General features: G+C 67.2%; 20 protein-coding genes. 7 read left to right on the top strand and 13 right to left on the bottom strand.

Annotated features, from left to right (window positions below):
- Window positions 1-17 precede the first annotated feature (17 nt).
- Window positions 18-965, top strand: coding sequence for a transcription initiation factor IIB (locus BM167_RS01135; protein ID WP_092887548.1), 948 nt, complete (start codon window positions 18-20; stop codon window positions 963-965).
- Between the two features lie 99 nt (window positions 966-1,064).
- Here the strand turns inward: BM167_RS01135 and BM167_RS01130 are convergent, their stop codons facing one another.
- From BM167_RS01130 to BM167_RS01105, 6 genes are all read right to left on the bottom strand, one after another.
- Window positions 1,065-1,733, bottom strand: coding sequence for a MinD/ParA family ATP-binding protein (locus BM167_RS01130; protein ID WP_092887545.1), 669 nt, complete (start codon window positions 1,731-1,733; stop codon window positions 1,065-1,067).
- Window positions 1,730-2,563 carry a DUF7857 domain-containing protein gene (locus BM167_RS01125; RefSeq protein ID WP_092887542.1) on the bottom strand — a complete coding sequence of 278 codons (834 nt, stop codon included), beginning with the start codon at window positions 2,561-2,563 and terminating at the stop codon, window positions 1,730-1,732. The genes BM167_RS01130 and BM167_RS01125 overlap by 4 nt, the downstream gene beginning before the upstream one ends.
- Before the next feature lie 30 nt (window positions 2,564-2,593).
- Window positions 2,594-3,496: a DUF7856 family protein gene (locus BM167_RS01120; protein ID WP_092887539.1), complete on the bottom strand. Its 903-nt coding sequence runs from the start codon at window positions 3,494-3,496 to the stop codon at window positions 2,594-2,596.
- Entirely contained in the window at window positions 3,493-3,831 is a 339-nt protein-coding gene (locus BM167_RS01115; protein WP_092887536.1) for a DUF7855 family protein, read from the bottom strand. The genes BM167_RS01120 and BM167_RS01115 overlap by 4 nt, the downstream gene beginning before the upstream one ends.
- A gap of 108 nt (window positions 3,832-3,939) precedes the next feature.
- Window positions 3,940-4,224 (bottom strand): DUF7854 family protein, encoded by a 285-nt coding sequence (locus BM167_RS01110; RefSeq protein WP_092887533.1) that lies wholly within the window; start codon window positions 4,222-4,224, stop codon window positions 3,940-3,942.
- 1 nt (window position 4,225) lies between these two features.
- The gene (locus tag BM167_RS01105) at window positions 4,226-6,340 is read right to left on the bottom strand and encodes a minichromosome maintenance protein MCM (protein ID WP_092887530.1); all 2,115 of its coding nucleotides are present in this window, start codon (window positions 6,338-6,340) and stop codon (window positions 4,226-4,228) included.
- Between the two features lie 125 nt (window positions 6,341-6,465).
- Here BM167_RS01105 and BM167_RS01100 point away from each other — a divergent pair, with 125 nt between their 5' ends.
- Complete coding sequence (locus BM167_RS01100) at window positions 6,466-7,443, top strand: aldo/keto reductase (RefSeq protein WP_092887527.1); 978 nt, start codon at window positions 6,466-6,468, stop codon at window positions 7,441-7,443.
- Between the two features lie 4 nt (window positions 7,444-7,447).
- Here the strand turns inward: BM167_RS01100 and BM167_RS01095 are convergent, their stop codons facing one another.
- The gene (locus BM167_RS01095) at window positions 7,448-8,101 is read right to left on the bottom strand and encodes a conditioned medium-induced protein 4 (protein WP_092887524.1); all 654 of its coding nucleotides are present in this window, start codon (window positions 8,099-8,101) and stop codon (window positions 7,448-7,450) included.
- A 138-nt stretch (window positions 8,102-8,239) separates the two neighbouring features.
- Between BM167_RS01095 and BM167_RS01090 the strand changes: the two genes are divergently transcribed.
- From BM167_RS01090 to BM167_RS01075, 4 genes are all read left to right on the top strand, one after another.
- Window positions 8,240-8,824 (top strand): biotin transporter BioY, encoded by a 585-nt coding sequence (locus BM167_RS01090; protein ID WP_092887521.1) that lies wholly within the window; start codon window positions 8,240-8,242, stop codon window positions 8,822-8,824.
- A 21-nt stretch (window positions 8,825-8,845) separates the two neighbouring features.
- Complete coding sequence (locus tag BM167_RS01085; RefSeq protein WP_092887518.1) at window positions 8,846-9,559, top strand: energy-coupling factor ABC transporter ATP-binding protein; 714 nt, start codon at window positions 8,846-8,848, stop codon at window positions 9,557-9,559.
- 1 nt (window position 9,560) lies between these two features.
- Window positions 9,561-10,265: an energy-coupling factor transporter transmembrane component T family protein gene (locus BM167_RS01080; protein ID WP_092887515.1), complete on the top strand. Its 705-nt coding sequence runs from the start codon at window positions 9,561-9,563 to the stop codon at window positions 10,263-10,265.
- 114 nt (window positions 10,266-10,379) lie between these two features.
- Entirely contained in the window at window positions 10,380-12,509 is a 2,130-nt protein-coding gene (locus tag BM167_RS01075) for a (Fe-S)-binding protein (protein WP_092887512.1), read from the top strand.
- Window positions 12,510-12,530: 21 nt separating this feature from the next.
- Here the strand turns inward: BM167_RS01075 and BM167_RS01070 are convergent, their stop codons facing one another.
- From BM167_RS01070 to BM167_RS01055, 4 genes are all read right to left on the bottom strand, one after another.
- Window positions 12,531-12,845, bottom strand: a complete 315-nt coding sequence (locus BM167_RS01070) for a hypothetical protein (protein WP_092887509.1) — start codon at window positions 12,843-12,845, stop codon at window positions 12,531-12,533.
- Between the two features lie 215 nt (window positions 12,846-13,060).
- The gene (locus BM167_RS01065; protein WP_092887506.1) at window positions 13,061-13,513 is read right to left on the bottom strand and encodes a ferritin-like domain-containing protein; all 453 of its coding nucleotides are present in this window, start codon (window positions 13,511-13,513) and stop codon (window positions 13,061-13,063) included.
- A gap of 62 nt (window positions 13,514-13,575) precedes the next feature.
- The gene (locus BM167_RS01060) at window positions 13,576-13,947 is read right to left on the bottom strand and encodes a VOC family protein (RefSeq protein ID WP_092887503.1); all 372 of its coding nucleotides are present in this window, start codon (window positions 13,945-13,947) and stop codon (window positions 13,576-13,578) included.
- Between the two features lie 37 nt (window positions 13,948-13,984).
- Entirely contained in the window at window positions 13,985-14,314 is a 330-nt protein-coding gene (locus BM167_RS01055) for a 4Fe-4S dicluster domain-containing protein (protein WP_092887500.1), read from the bottom strand.
- A 105-nt stretch (window positions 14,315-14,419) separates the two neighbouring features.
- On the opposite strand from BM167_RS01055, the gene BM167_RS01050 reads away from it, so the two are divergent.
- Window positions 14,420-14,926, top strand: a complete 507-nt coding sequence (locus tag BM167_RS01050) for a cupin domain-containing protein (RefSeq protein WP_092887497.1) — start codon at window positions 14,420-14,422, stop codon at window positions 14,924-14,926.
- A 43-nt stretch (window positions 14,927-14,969) separates the two neighbouring features.
- Here the strand turns inward: BM167_RS01050 and BM167_RS01045 are convergent, their stop codons facing one another.
- Window positions 14,970-15,260 (bottom strand): DUF7853 family protein, encoded by a 291-nt coding sequence (locus tag BM167_RS01045; protein ID WP_092887494.1) that lies wholly within the window; start codon window positions 15,258-15,260, stop codon window positions 14,970-14,972.
- 173 nt (window positions 15,261-15,433) lie between these two features.
- The gene (locus BM167_RS01040) at window positions 15,434-16,159 is read right to left on the bottom strand and encodes a type 1 glutamine amidotransferase (RefSeq protein ID WP_092887491.1); all 726 of its coding nucleotides are present in this window, start codon (window positions 16,157-16,159) and stop codon (window positions 15,434-15,436) included.
- Window positions 16,160-16,219 lie beyond the last annotated feature (60 nt).

The following is a 16,219-nucleotide window of genomic DNA, read 5'->3' as shown; positions in this document are numbered from 1 at the left end:
ACCAAGTTTCAGATGTGATGAGCAAGGCACACTCGACGCGGACCGAGCAGACCCAGACCACCGACGTCGCCCGGACGGAAGACGAGAGCGGACGGGCGGGCGGCGCGGCCGACCGGACGTGTCCCGAGTGCGACGGGGGACTCCACGCCGAGGACGGAGAGACGGTGTGCGACGACTGCGGCCTCGTCGTCTCGGAGTACCGCATCGACCACGGCCCCGAGTGGCGGTCGTTCGCGGACGACGACCGGAACCCGAAGCGGACGGGCGCGCCGTTGACGCGTTCGCGCCACGACAAAGGCCTCTCGACGGAAATCGGTCGCTCGACTCGCCTGAAGGGCCGGAAGCGTCGCAGACTCGCCCGGATGCGTCGCCAGCACAACCGCGCCCGCATCTCCACGAAACGAGAGCGGAATCAGGTGTACGCGTTCACGGAGATTCGCCGCCTGACCGGTGAACTCTCACTGCCGGACCGCATCCGCGACCACGCGTGTTCGCTGTTCGATTCGGCGCAAAACGAGGACCTCCTGCGCGGGCGGTCGCTCGAAGGGTTCGCCGCCGCCTGCGTCTACGCCGCCTGTCGCGTCGCCGGCGTCTCTCGAACCACGGACGAGGTAACGGACGCCGCGAAGGCGACGGCCGACGAGCAGTCTGCGGCGTACGACGCCTTGAACCGCGAACTCGGCCTCCCGGTCGGACCCATCGACCCCGCGGAGTACATCCCCCGATTCGCCAGCGAACTCGAACTCTCGGGCGACGTGGAACGCCGCGCCCGCGAGTACGTCGAGAAAGCGACAGAGCGCGGTCTGTCGGTGGGGCGGAACCCGAGCGGTGTCGCGGCGGCGTGTCTCTACACGGCCGCTCGAGACGCGGACGCCGGAGTGACGCAGAAGGAAGCGTCGAACGTGGCGGGCGTCACGCCGGTCACGCTCCGAAGCACCTACACCGACCTTCGCGACGACGAGTAACCCGCCGCGGAGATTCGACGCGCGGACCGACCGCCGACGGGCGACCGCCGACTGTTCTTCCCGGACGTACCAGAGGACGAAGAGAGCGGCGCGGCCGATTCAGACCCGCCGACACCGAGCGACGGCCGAGGCCAGTTCCGAGACGGCGCGGCCCGCGCGACTCGACGGCGCACACCGCATCACGGGGCGACACTCCGCGAGATTGCGTCCGACGCGCGGGTCCGCGGGCACGACGACGGCCGGTGCGCCGAGGACGTCCTCGAACGCCTCCGTCGGCGGGTCCTCCACCGCGCGGTTCACCGCGACGGCGACGAGTCCGGCGTCGAGTTCCCGCGCGAGTTCGCGCGTGCGGACGGCGTCGGCGAGAGCGTACGGTCGCGGGGACGCGACGACGAGACACGCGTCCGCGACGGCGAGAGGGACGCCCGCGTCGGCTTTCATCCCGGCCGGGCAGTCGACGACGACGTCCCCGTACGCGCGTTCGACGGCGCGGAGCGTCTCGTCGAGTCGGGTCACGTCCGCCGCGCGCGCCCCCGAGAGAGAGCGTCCGCACGGGAGAATCGAGACGGGGCCGGTGCCGTCTCTGACGGCCTCGACCGGGTCCGCGCGCCCCGCGAGAACGTCGTGGAGGTCCGGGCCGGGGCCGGTCGGCAGGTCGGCCATCCCGAGGTCGGCGTCCACCACCACGGCGTCGAGTGCCGCGCCGAGTTCGAACGCCAGCGTGGACTTGCCGACGCCCCCTTTCCCGCCGGTGACGGCGAGAATCACGCCACCCTCCCGACGCTCTCTACGACCGGTTCGGCGTCGGCGGCGGCCGCGCGGTCAGCGAGTCGTTCGGCGCGCGCCGCGAACGCCCGAAGCGTCTCCTCGTCGGCCGCGACGGCCGCGGGAAGCGACGAGACGCCGTCGAACCCGCCCGCCTCTTCGAGGACTTCGGTGGCGTCGGCGGCGGAGGCGTCGGTCAACCGTTCGGCGCGCGCGACGCGCGCCCGCACCTCGGCCAACCACGACGCGACCGAGTCGGGGAGGTCGGTCGCGGCATCGTCTGAAACCGCCCCGTCATCGTCCGGAATCGCTCCGTCATCGTCCGAAATCAGTCCGGAACCGTCGTCTGCGGCGTCTCGAACGTCGGTAGACGGCGAATCGGAGTCCGGCCCACCATCGGCGTCGCGTCTCTCTGCGCCGCGGCGGTCGGAGTCGTCTCGCGCCGTCTCGGTCGGGTCCGGCACGGCGTCGGCGGGTGGTCGGGAACGGCCGAGCGATCGAACCGCCTCCGCGACCGCGTCGCTCTCGTCGGCGCGTTCGGCGTCGTCGGCGCGTCCGAGCGATTCGACGGCGACGGGGTCCGTATCGCCCGACTCGTCGGCGTCGACGGGGCAGGCGTAGCCGAGAGCGACGGTTCCCCCCGCGGGGACGATGCCCTCGTAGCCGTTGTCGTCCCACCCCGCTTTCGGGACGCCCTCGCGGCGCGGGGGGAAGACCGGTCCGTCCAGTCGGTTTCGGACCCGGACGCGGCGCGCGACGGGCGCATCGTTGCGAACGCGGACGGTGACGAGCGTCGTCCCCGAGACGGTGTCGACTGACGCGTCGTGGTGCATGGGGTGGCTGGCCGCGTCATCCGGTATAAATCACCGGACGACGACGGGCGCGCGGAGGAACTCGCCCGCCGGACGCGGGCCGCCGAACGCGTCGGCGAGAGGCGGCGAGACGACGACCGGCGCGCGAATGTCGGCGAGGCGCGCGACGGCGACTGCCGCCGCGGCCGCGGGGCCGTCGTACTCGCCCGGTTCGTCGCCCGCCGCGGCGTCGAACGGGTCCGGCAGGGCGGCGACCGCGGACGAGAAGTCGTCGTAGACGGACGCCGCGAGCGACCGGCGAACCGCGCGTTCGAGGTTTCCCGCCTCGTCTTCGAGTCTCAGTCGCCGTTCCCTCTCGTCGCGCCCCTCGCGCGCCTCGGATTCGAGGAGTTCGAGTCGCTGTCGGGCGGCGATGCGGTCGGTCGCGACTTCCGAGAGCCGAGTCGTCGCCTCCGAGAGTTCCGCCTCCGCTTCGGCGACTGCGTCGTCGGTCTCCCCGCCGCGTTCGCGGTGGGCGGAGAGACGCCCCCGGAGCGTCGCCACTCGCTCTCTGAGGCGTTCGGTTTCGGCTCCCGCCTCCGCGGCGCGGCGTCGGGCCGCCTCCACGTCGGCGGGCGACGGCGGGCGAATCGAGTCCAGTTCCGCGCGGACTTCGGCGAGTTCGCCGTCGGCCGGTGCCGCGTGACCGCGACTCCGAGCGAGGGCCGCAAGCGCCCCTCTGCGGTCGAACGCCGTCCCCCGGTCGAGACGTGCGACGTACCCGTGGACCGGTCCGGGCGACGGACAGACGACTTCGGGGGCGTCCGCGGCGGCGGGGCGTCCGAACCGAACCGCGCGGCAAACGGCGTCCGCGGGGACTGCGTCGTCGCTCTCTCGGAGGTCGATCACTCGCCCGGAGAACGTCTCCCCGGAGGGGAGTCGAACGCGCGGCGCGTCCGAGGAGTCCCCCGTCACAGGTCGCGCGTTCGCATCGCCGCCGGGTCGGGGTGGTCGGTTCCGGCGGCGAACTTGTCGTACGGCGTGCTCGTCTTCTCGCGGGCCTCGTACGCCTCGGCCGCCTCCCGAACCCCGTCGGGGACGGCGGCGAACTCGTTGAACGGTTCCGTCCGCTCTATCTGAACGTCGTGTCCGTGTTTCTCGCGGAGGCGACAGGTGAGAAACGCGCCGAACTCCGTCTCCTCGAAGAGGGCGGCGCGCCCGAACCGGCGGACGACCGCGTCTTCGTGCGTTCGACAGGCGTTTCGAAGCGTCTCGCGAGCGGCCCGAGAGTAGGTCACGACCAACAACACGGCTATCGTGAGACTCGCTTCGGGTGACAAAAACGTCCCGAATGAGAGGCGACGGGGCCGAGAGTCACCGGACGCCGTCCGGCGATTCGAGGGAGCTTTCGACGGCGGTTACAGTCGGTCCACGTCGAACGACAGCGTTCCTTGCTCTTCGTCCAACAGGTCGTGGACGCGTTCGCGGGCGGCCGCCTCGCTCTCCGCGACGACGACGAGTCCGTGCGCGCGCCCCTCGCCGGTGGCTTGGTACGGGGCGACGCCGTCTTCGCCCTCGAAGTCCGTCGCGTACGTCCGGAGGACGGTCACGACTCGCTGTTCTGTCGCCGCTAAGTCGGAATCGCCCGACTCGAAGTCGCGGAGGGCCTCTTCGACGTTTCGGAGTGCGGAGATGCGGTCCATCTTACGTCGTCCGAAGGTGGTTCGTCCGCGGTTCGTACACCTCGCCTTTCCGCCTGAGGCTCTCTATCTCGTCTTCGGCCTTGCCCTCCTTCAGGTCGAGTTCCTCTTCTGCGCGCTGAAGCACCTCCTCGACCGGTGCGCCCTGTTCGTAGTCCTGTTCGATGTCGCTGATGAGGGCTTTGAGGTTCTTGATGCGGTCGCGTTGGTTCTTCGAGGTGCCCGTCTCGACGATGTCGGCGTCGAACTCGCCCGTCTCGGGGTCCATCCCGATGTCGCGCAGGCAGGCTTCGACGATGGAGGTGACGCGGACGGCGTCTTCCTCCGACACCGTATCGGAGAGACGGAGGCGCGCGGACGCCTCCGCGAGGCGGACGAGCGCTTCGAGTTTCCGGGCCGTCACGGGCACCGGGGCGTCCTCGTCTGCGCCCTTCGCGCGGAAGTCCACGTAGAAGTCGCGGATGACCTGCTTTGCCTCCTCGGTCATCGTCGGGAAGCAGGTTCGTTTCGCGTACGCGATGTACTTCCGGAGGAGTTCGGCGTCGATTTCGGGCGCGACTTCCTGCGTCACGTCGTCTACCTCCTCTTGGGTGAACTCGGAGTTCGTGATGTTCGTCCGCTGGGTGTGGAGTTCGCCCGCGTAGTTCGTGTTTATGATGTGCTCTGCGAGTTCGGCGTCGGACTCTGGGTCCGGGTCGTCGGTGACGGTGAAGATGAGGTCGAACCGCGAGATGAGGGCGGGTTCGAGGTCTATCTGCTCGCCGATGGGTTCGTACTGGTCGAATCGTCCATATTTGGGGTTCGCCGCGCCGAGGAGCGAACACCGCGACTTCAGCGTCGCGTTGATGCCGGCTTTCGACACCGAAATCTGCTGCTGTTCGAGGGCCTCGTGCATGGCCGAACGGTCTTCGGGGCGCATCTTGTCGAGTTCGTCCACCGCGGCGATACCTTTGTCCGCGAGGACGAGCGCACCCGCTTCGAGCGTCCACTGCTGGCCGTCACCGAAGTCGTCGCGGACGGCGGCGGCGGTCAGCCCCGCCGAGGACGACCCCTTCCCGGAGGTGTAGACGGACCGCGGGGCGATGTTCCGGATGTACTGAAGCATTTGGGACTTCCCGGTACCGGGGTCACCGATGAGCAGCATGTGAAGGTCGCCGCGGATGCGAGACCCGTCCGGGAGATGTTTGGTCACGCCCGAGAACAGTTGGAGGATCATCGCGAGTTTCTCCTCGTCGTAGCCGTAGATGGAGGGCGCGACGGAGGCTATCATCTTCTCGTAGATGTCGTCGGCGTTCGACAGTTCGACGATTTCGGCGACGTCCTCCTCGGAGATGTCCATGTCCTCGAACTCTTCGTCCTCTATCTCGACTGCGACGCCGTCCATGTAGAGGTCGAAGATGGGCGTCTTCTCTTGGTTCGAGGTCTGTTGTTCGATGTGGAGGACGCCCGTGACGGTGACGTGGTCGCCCGCGGTGACCTTCCCCGTCACGTCGTCTTCGATGTCGATGTCGATACTCTGGGGCGTCTCGCCGCCCCGCAGACCCTCGGGGCTCTCTTGGACGCGGAGTTTCTGGGAGTCGACGAACTCCGATTGGTCGAAGTTGACGTGGAACGGCCCCTGTCGTTCGCAGCCCTGACACTCGTGGGGTTCCTGAAATCCGCTGTCGGTCTGCGGGATGTACGTCATCGTCCCGCAGCGTTGGCACTCGAACGCCGCCTCGGTAATCTTCGGCCGGACGTCCGTCGCCTTCCGGACGATGCCCTGCACGGCGACCATCCGACCGATGTGGTCGTCGTGGACGCGGATGTTCCGGATGTCCACCGCGTCGGGGAGGTTCCGCAGGCGGACGTGCGCCTGCCCGAGTTTGACGTCCGCCGGGAGGTCGTACAGCCTGAGTCCCTCTTCTGCGTACTCGCGTATCTGGTCGGGCTTCTTCCGGTAGTCCTCCGCGAGGTCCGGGTCGAACGCGTACAGGTCGTCGTAGTCGACGTACAGCGAACGCTGTTCTGTGGGGTACTTCTGGGCGAGTTTCCCGATTTCGTCCCGGTAGTACTTCCGGTAGAACTGTATGAACCGGTCGGTGAGGTCTGAGTTCGGGTCCTGCGGGGCCTGCGCCATCGAGGAAAGGTACGTCCCGCATCGAATAAGAGTCTTCGCCACGCGCGGCGGAAGTGGTCGGTCGGCGGTGCGGAACGGCGACGGACGCGGAGAGACTTTGTGGGTGCGTACCGTCCCCGAGAGCGATGGAGTACACTCGACTCGGCGCGACGGGGTTGGAGGTATCGCGGCTCTGTCTGGGCACTCTCAACTTCGGGTCCGGACAGCCGTGGATGATGAACGACCGGGAGGCGAGCGTCGAACTCGTCCGGGAGGCACTCGACGCCGGAGTCAACTTCCTCGACACGGCGAACGCGTACTCGGGCGGCGAGAGCGAGTCTATCGTCGGCGAGGCCATAGAGGAGTACGACCGCGAGGAACTGGTGGTCGCGACGAAGGTGTACTTCGATATGGGGGACGGACCCAACAAGGGCGGCCTCTCGCGGAAACACATCCTCGACCAGATAGAGGGGAGCCTCGACCGGTTGGGGACGGACTACGTGGACGTCTATCAGATCCACCGCTGGGACGAGAACACGCCCATCGAAGAGACGCTCAGCGCCCTCGATACCCTCGTCGAGGAGGGGACCGTCCGATATATCGGAGCGAGCACCATGGCCGGGTGGCAGTTCTCGAAGGCGCTTCACGCCGCCGACGTCGAGGGGTACGAGCGGTTCCGCTGCATGCAACCGGAGTACAACCTCGTAGACCGCCACGAGGAGGCGAACCTCCTTCCCATCTGTGCCGACCAAGACGTCGGCGTCGTCCCGTGGTCTCCCCTCGCGGGCGGCTTCCTCGCCGGAAAGTACGAACGCGGCCGAGAGATTCCGGAGGGGACGCGCGCCGCGGACGACGACTACACCGAACAGCGTCTCACCGACGAGAACTGGGAAGTACTCGACGTGGTGCGCGAACTCGCCGCCGAGAAAGACGCCTCTCCGGCGCAGGTCAGTTTGGCGTGGTTACTCCACAAAGACGTCGTGGACGCGCCCATCATCGGGCCGCGGCGGAAGTCGCATCTCGAAGACAACCTTGGCGCGGTCGACGTTTCGCTCACGGACGACGAGATAGCCCGGTTGGAAGAGCCGATATTCCCGCAGTGGCCGGTCGAAGGAAAGGACTGAACGGTCAAAACGAGACGTTCGATTCGATGTCCTCGGTGGCGTCTCTGAGGCCGTCGTGGCGGGCGTCCACGTCGAGGCGCGACGAGAGGTCCACGTCCGTGAGCAACTCCTCGAACTCGTCTCGGTACCGGTCGTTCGCTTGCGTCGCCTCCCTCGTCGCCTCGACGACGCGGCGGTAGCGTGCGACCGTTTCCTCGTCGGCGTCCAGTTCCGCGGCGCACGTCCCGTCGTCCGCGCCCTCGACGACGAGTGCTTTGAGGTCCGAGAAGTCGAACGGCGCGTCTCGGTCCGAGTCACCGAGGGAACCTCGGTTGCCCGACAGACTCGGTCTGTCGGAGTCCGCGACGAGGTGGAGGTCCATCCGCGCGACGAACACCGCCTCCGCGTCCGCCTCGGCGTCGAGTGCGGCGGCGACGGCGGCGTCGTCCTCGTTCTCGTAGAAGCCGAAGACGACCCGTCTGAGGTCCGCGGCGTCGAGGCGACTCTCGAACTCGTAGCGGTCTCGCATCCGCGCGACGAGTTCGTCCACGCGTTCGGTCACCCGCCCGTCGTCGCCGCCGACCAACGACCCCGGACTCTCCTCTTGGCTCTCCGTCGCGGTGTCTCCCCCCGTGGCATCGATGAAGATGTCTCGGAGTTTGGCCGTCTTCTCGTCCATGCGTGGATGTTTCAGGGCTCGATACAGGAAAAACTTACTGGGAACGCGCTCCCAAATTCCGGACTGTCGGGCGACCTGGACGGAGAACCGCCGTCGTCAACCGAACCATTCATTGTCGTTTACGAGGCAGGACGAGGCATGGCGACCGATACGGAGTCCGTCGAACTCGTCGGCGACGAGTCCACGCGGAACCTCGCCCGCGCGGTGCTCTTCGCCGCGGTGACGAGTGCGACGGCACCAGTCGATTTGGTTCACCCGCTCGTACCGAACGTCCCGATAACGCTCCAGACGCTCTGGGTGTTCCTCGCGGGCGTCGTCCTCGGCCCCCTCTGGGCGGGCGTCTCGTTCGTCCTCTACGCCGTCGGGGGCGTCGTCGGCCTCCCAGTGTTCGCCGGCGGCGCAAGCGGTCTGGGCGTCGTCCTCGGCCCGACGGGCGGGTTCGTCGTCGGATTTCCCGTCGCCGCGGCGGCAGTGGGACTGGTGGCACACGGCCCCGGTAGCCTCACCGCGCCCGGCGACATCCCCCTCCCGCGACTCGTCGCCGCGATGGTCGTCGGGTCGGCGGCCATCTACGCGTTCGGCGCGGTCGGATTCTCTCTCGTTCAGGGTATCGGCCTCGCCGCCGCCGTCTCGACGGTCGTTCTCCCGTTCCTTCCCGTGGGCGCGGTGAAGGTGGCCATCGCGGCGGCGGTCACGCGAAGCGACGCCATCGTCGCGCGGTGACGCCGTGAGGCACCACGCCCGATGATTTCGGTCCGCAACCTCACTCACCGGTACGGCGACGCGGTGGCCGTAGACGAGGTGAGTCTGACCGTAGACGACGGGTCGTTCGTCCTCCTCGCGGGGCCGAACGGGTCCGGAAAGACCACGCTGGTCCGCCAGTTCAACGGCCTGCTCTCGCCCGATTCGGGGACCGTCGAGGTGAACGGTCGTCCCGTCGAAGAGGACGTGGTGGCCGCCCGAACCGCCGTCGGCATGGTGTTTCAAGACCCCCGCGACGGCTTCGTCGCCTCCACCGTCGGCGCGGACGTGGCGTTCGGCCCGGAGAACCTCGGCCTCGACAGAGCGGAGATAACTCGGCGCGTCGAGTCGGCGCTGGCGGCCGTCCGCATGGCCGACAGGGCCGACGACCGCATCGAGGCGTTGTCCGGCGGCGAACGAGAACGCGTCGCGATCGCGGGCGCGTTGGCGATGGAACCGGACCACCTCGTGTTGGACGAACCGTTCACCGGCCTCGATTGGCCCGCGCGGACGGCCGTCCTCGACAGACTCGAACACCTGCGCGATTCGGGCACCGGCATCGTCGTCGTCACGCACGACCTGCGGGACGTCTCCGCCCTCGCGGACCGGACGGTGGTGATGTCGGAGGGGTGCGTCGAACTCGACTCGCCCGCCCCCTCGCCCGCCCGCCTTCGGGAACTCGGCGTCCGACCGCCAGACTCCGGTCGAGGGTGCTGACGTGTTCTCCTACGCCCCGGGTGACTCCGTCGCCCACCGACTCGACCCGCGGACGAAACTCGGCTTTCAGGCGGCGTTCGCCGTCGCGGCGTTCGCACACACGACGCCCCGCGGACTCGCGGTGCTGACTCTCGTCGCCCTCGGCGTCCTCGCGGCGGCGCGGACGCCCCTGTTCGGGGCGATTCGGGCGTACCGGAGCTTCCTTCCCTTCCTCGTCGCCGGTCCCGTCGTGGCGGCGATAACGGTCCGACCCCCGTACGTCGTCCCCGACGCCGCCGTCTACCCCGCGCTTTCGAGTTACCGCGTCGTCCTCGTCCTCCTCGTGAGCACCGCGTACATTCGGACGACGCCGGTGCGGGATTCGCGGGCGGCCATCCAACGCGTCGTCCCCGGGCGCGTCGGCGTCCTCGTCGGCGCGGGCGTGGGGTTCGTCCTGCGGTTTCTCCCCCTTCTCAGGCGGGACATGGCGACGATTCGCTCGGCGATGGACGCGCGACTCGGCGACAGGCGCGGACTCCGCGAGCGGATTCGACTCGTCGTGGAGACGGGCATCCGCCGCCTCTTTCTCCGATCTGACCGGTTCGCTCTCGCGCTCCAAGCGCGGTGTTTCGCGTGGAATCCGACGCTTCCGGAACTCTCGTTTTCTCGCGCGGACGCCGTCGGAGTGGCTCTGTCCGCGGCGTTGGTCGTCGGCGCGGTACTCTGAGACCCGGCGAGTCGTTTCGACGCCCGGCGCGTCGGCCCCCTACCCCTTCCCGTCTGTCGGATAAGCGGGCCGATGGTGGCAAGATTTAATCCCGCGCTTCCCGGCTTATCGACCATGACACTCTTGCAGGCGGAGCCGACCCGCGAGACGTTTTGGACTATCGGGCCGGTGGGCGAGGCGCTCTTCTACGGTCTCGCCGCGATGGCCATCTTGGTCTTCTGTTACGGCGTCTACGACCGGTTCGCGCGGTACGCCCGCGGCGGGAGCGACCCCTTCGACAGGGTCTCCGACCTTCCGGGGCGAGTCCTCCGGGCGTCGCGGGTGGTCCTCTCGAACGAGAAGCAGTTCGACCGGGACGCGTTCGCCGGATTGATGCACGCGTTCATCCTCTGGGGCTTTCTGACGCTTCTCATCGGGACGACCATCCTGATGGTCGACATGGACATCTGGACGAAACTGCTCGGACAGGAGTCGTTCTTCGTCGGCGACTTCTACCTCTCGTACTCGTTCGTGATGGACGCGCTCGGCTTCCTGTTCGTCGTCGGCGTCGGGATGGCCATCTACCGCCGCTACGTCGTCCGACAGGACCGCCTGTGGGGCAAACACACCGGTTTCGAAGACGACATCTTCGTCTGGACGCTCTTCGTCCTCGGCGTCGGCGGCTACGTCATAGAGGGCCTCCGCATCGTCGGCACGGAGTTTCCCGACTTCGAGACGGTGTCTTTCGTCGGCTACTTCGTCGCTCTCGTCTTCGACGCCGCGGGGATGACGACCGGACTCGCGGAGACACTCTACTGGGTCGGCTGGTGGTCGCACGCCATCGTCGCTCTCGGGTTCGTCGCCTTTCTCCCGTACGCGAAGCCGTTCCACATGATATCCTCGTTCGCGAACGTCGTCGCCGCAGACGAGAAGGCGGGCAAGCGACTGCCGGGCGTCCCCGAAGACGCCGCCCCGGACGAGATAGGCTACACGGGAATCGAGGACCTCTCGTGGAAGCAACTGCTCGACACCGACGCCTGCACCAAGTGCGGCCGGTGTTCGTCCGTCTGTCCCGCGAAGGCGGCGGGACGCCCCCTCGATCCCCGCGACGTGATTCTCGACTTGAAGTCCTACCGCGAGAGTCTCGACGCCGGGGAGACGGAACCGATGGACATCGTCGCCGACGGCGGCCGGTCGGTCATCGACGCCGAGACGATGGAGTCGTGCGTCGCCTGCATGGCCTGCATGGACTCCTGTCCGGTCGATATCGAACACCTCACCCACTTCACTGAGATGAACCGCCGCCTCACCGAGACGGGTCAGATGCAGGAACCCGTCCAAGAGGCGATGATGAACGTCTTCCAGAACGGCAACGCGTTCGGCGACCCGGCCCGCAAGCGACCCGAGTGGACGGAAGAACTCGACTTCGAGGTGCCCGACGCCCGCGAGGAGTCGGTGGAGTTCCTCTGGTACGTCGGCGACTACCCCTCCTACGACGAGCGGAACCGCCGCGTCGCGCGCTCTCTGGCCCGTCTGTTCGAACTCGCGGGCGTCTCCTACGGCATCCTCTACGAGGACGAACAGAACGACGGCAACGACGTGCGCCGCGTCGGCGAGGAGGGACTCTACGAGATGCTCGTCGAGGACAACGCCGCCGCGTTCGACGCCTGCGAGTTCGAGAAAGTGGTCTGTACGGACCCCCATTCGTACAACACGTTCGAAAACGAGTACCCCGAGATGGACCCCGACTTCGACTACCCCATCTACCACTACACGCAGGTGGTCGAATCGCTGGTGAGAGACGACCGCATCGAACTCGACGGGACGGAACTCGACTACGCCGTCACGTACCACGACCCCTGTCACCTCGGCCGGTACAACGACGAGTACGAAGCCCCGCGGGAACTCGTCCGCGCGACGGGCGTGCAGTTAGCGGAGATGCCCCGTAACCGCGAGGATTCGTTCTGTTGCGGCGGGGGCGGCGGCGGCCTCTGGATGGACCACGACGAGACGGAGAAACCGAGCGAGGAACGCCTCCGAGAGGCCCTCGAAGACACCGACGCGGGGAGCGCAGTCGAGAAGTTCGTCGTCGCCTGCCCGATGTGCGGGACGATGTACGAGGACGGCCGCAAGACGGGCGACTTCGAAGACGACATCGAAATTATCGACGTGGCGGAACTCCTCGTGGAGGCGTTGGAGTCGAAACGGGGGGCCGTCGCGGGGACGGAGAGCGACGACGGCACGACGCCCGCGGCGGCGGACTGACGCCGGGCGAAGAGGGGGCAGTCAGGAGTCCGTCCCCGTCTCGTCGTCGGAGCGTCTTCTCCGCAGTTGCGCCACGACGTTGAGATGCATGACGTGGAGATGCATCCCGATACCGAACAACAGCAGTCCCATGCCGACGAAGATGAGAGGCATGAGGATGGCGTCCACTGCGCCGGGAACGCTGTCGAGGTTGTACGGGAGTCTGCCGACGAGAGCGAGTAGGAACGCGACGAGGATGACGCCGAACCCGGCTCTGACGAACCGAGAGTACCGTCCCAGTTGGTCGATTCTGTCCTCGATTTCGCCGGTGTCGAGCGGTGTTTCGTCGTTCGTCATCGTCGGGGACGAACACCGCCGCGCAGTTAGTGATTTTCCCGGCGAGTTCGGCCGTGGCGGCCTCGAGACGGACTGAACCGCCACGACGCCCGCGGGGTCCGACGTCTGCTCGTCGAACGAGAGACCGCCGTGCGGGTCCGTAGTCGTCCGGTTGCCCTCGCCATCACCTCGGGACGGGGGCTCTCCTCGAAAAAGAAAGCGACGAGACGTCGGCCTCAGTCTCGCGGGTACTCTTTGTTGAACCCGCGGAACTCCGTGCGGTGGGCCTCCTCGTCGGCGAGGATGGTGACCGCGAGGTCCTCTGTCACGGGGTCGTCGGCTTCCTCCGCCAGATGCACCAGATTGCGGTACGTCTCGATTGCGTCCTCTTCGGCGCTGAGAACGCCCTCGATGACGGAGACGACGTCCGTGCTGTCTTCGGGCGGTTGCAGGTCCATCTGGTTCGCCTCGAACTCGGCGGACCCCGGCGGGTGGGCGTCGAGTTGCTTCAGGCGATTTCCGATCATCTCGGCGTGGCCGAGTTCCTCTTGGATGTCTTCCTGAAGCGACTCTTTGACCTCTTCGGCGTGGACGCCGTCGAGGACGATAGAGTTCGACAGGTAGTTCATTACGGTCTCGAGTTCGTCCTGATACGCCTTCTTCAGTAAGTCCGTGACTTCGTCTGCCATCTCGGGAAGATGTTGGTCCGCCGAGAACTAATAACTACCCGCCGAGGCGCGCGTCTCCGCTCTCAGTCCAGAAATCCGACCAGTTCGACGGCGTAGCCGTCGGGGTCCTCGACGAACGCGGCGCGGGCGTTGGCCTCCTCTATCGTCATCGGTTCGTGGACGACCGGACAGCCCGTCTCCTCGACGATGCGGTCGAACTCCGCGTCCACGTCGTCGACTTCGACGGCGACGTGGTCCACGCCCGAGGGGTCCACCGACTCGTCGCTCTCTGGGTCGTACTTGAACTGCAGTTCCAGTCCGTCCTCGCCGCCGACGTAGACGTTGCGGACGCCGTCTAAGGTGAACTCGTGGGCGAATTCGAGTCCGAGCGTCTCGTAGAAATCGAGCGTCGCGTCTACGTCCGACACGTCGAGTGCGGTGTGGATGAGTCGCATGGCGGCGAGACGGCCCCGTCCGTCAAATATCGGTCGGTCAGGTTCGCCCGGCGCGTCCGGGGTCCACGTCGATTGCGTCCACGGGGCAGATATCGACGCAGAGCATACAGTCGATACACTGGTCCTCGCGCGTCGGTTCGACCTTCGTCTCGCTTTCCGGGTGGTCGGGCGTGTCCACCCACGTGAACACGTCCACCGGGCAGTTCTCCAGACACGCGCCGTCGGCGACGCAGATGTCGTAATCGACGGCGACGTGCGTCCCGTGGATGCCGAGCGTTTCGGGCGGTTCGACCGGTCCCCAGACGGTTACTCCGTTTTCCTCGCCCGCCGTCTCCCGATTCTTGTCGAAGTTGGGGTCGATTCCCATTTGACGGACGTAGTCACTCGGGCGTACTAAAGCGTCCGCCTCGAAGACGAGAGGCGGCCGTCGGCGTGGATGACAGATAAGTGACGGGCGCGCGTCTCGGAGGCCATGCCACGCGTCAACGAATCAGACATCGAGTGGTCCGAGAGAGAACACGGAGCGATGCGGTTTCGGCGGAAGCAACTCGGCGTGGCCGCGAACGCCGACCGCCTCGGCGCGAGTCTGTACGAACTCCCGCCGGGCGCGTCGTCGTGGCCCTACCACTACCACACGGGCAACGAGGAGGTGGTGTACGTCGTCTCGGGGACGGGCGTCCTTCGGACGCCGGCGGGCGAATCGAGCGTCGAACCCGGCGACTTCGCCGTGTTCCACGCCGACGAGTCGGGCGCGCACCGCCTGCGGAACGACGGCGACGAACCCCTCCGCTATCTCGCCGTCTCGACGATGCGCGACCCGGACGTGACCGTCTATCCCGACTCGGAGAAGGTGGGCGTGTTCGCCGGGTCACCGCCCGGCGGGCGGGAGGAACGCACCGTCTCCGGCTACTTCCGTCGAGAGGACGCGGTCGACTACTGGGACGGCGAGACAGAACAACGAAACGCGGACGACGAGTGAAAACAGACGGGGCGGCCTGACCGCCTCGCCCGACGGCGAACGCTCACGCGAGGGCGGTCTGGACGTTCTGGAGGATGTCTCTCGCCGGACTGCGGTCGCGCGGCGGGACGCCTCCGTCGATGTACGACCGAAGCACCGAGGTCAGATACTTCAGTTGCTCGCGGTCGAAACGTTTCCCCTCTTCGAGGCGGACCAAGAGGGTAAGCGCCCGTTCGGCGTCGTTCCCCTCGTCGAGTTCCCGTTCCACGGTATCGAGGAGGGCGGTGTGGAGAACCCACGCCTCTTGGCGGCTCAAATCCAGCGTCGTCGGGCAGTCGTGTGCCGGAGCGGTCATTGTCTTACTCCGGGAGGAACTACACTCCGTGCGGTATAAAGGTGTGTTTGAGAGTAGCACACAGCGCACACCAACGGCAGGAGATGAGTTTTTCCGGGCCGGTGACCGCTTCGGTGCGTCGAAGGCGTCCCCGGCGACCGGCGAATCGGACGCGTCAGACCGTCGCCTCGGATTCAGACCGTCGCCTCGGATTCGTCCGCACCGTCGGCCTCGTCGCGGACGCGTGCGGCGTACGAGACGAAGTTGTCGAAGAGGCGCTTTGCCTCGCAGGCCGCCTCGTAGTTCTCGGCGTCGATGCCCGCGACGACGGACTCGATGCGTTCCTCGGGGAGGTCCTTCCCCCGGGTGACCGACTCTGCGGTCGTCCGGTCGTACTCGGGGTGGAACTGGACGCCCCACGCGTGACCGTTCCGGAACGCGTGGACGCCGTAGTCGTTCTCCGCGACGAGTTCCGCGCCCGGCGGGAGTTCGACGACGGTGTCCGAGTGCGTCGTGAAGACGGTGAACGACTCGTCGACGCCCTCGAACAGGTCGTCGCCGGAGTGACGCACCTCTCTGTAGCCGAGTTCGTACTCGCCCATCCCCTCGACGCGGCCGCCGAGGGCCGTCGCCAGAACCTGGTGGCCGTAACAGACGCCGAGAATCGGGAGACCCGCGGCGTGCGCGTCCGAAACGTACGAGACGAGCGATTCGATCCACGGTTCGTCCCAGTAGACCGAGGACCGAGACCCGGTGACGACGACGCCGTCGAACGAATAGTGCGTCGGCAGTTCGCCGCCCGCCGCGTCGAACTCCGCGAGGTCGGCGTCGAGTTCGCGGCGGAAGTTACGCCGCGTGTTCGGGTCTCTGTGCGATGCGTCCAGAACGGCGAATCGAAGACGAGAACCTCCCTGCCCCATTGTCGCTCGAAACGTCTTCTTCGGAGAAGTGCTTTGCGTCTGTGGCGCGTCGTGCCGCGC

The sequence above is a fragment of the Halopelagius inordinatus genome, assembly GCF_900113245.1.
GTDB classification, from domain to species: Archaea; Halobacteriota; Halobacteria; order Halobacteriales; family Haloferacaceae; genus Halopelagius; species Halopelagius inordinatus.
This window is presented reverse-complemented; position numbering and strand designations above follow the sequence as displayed.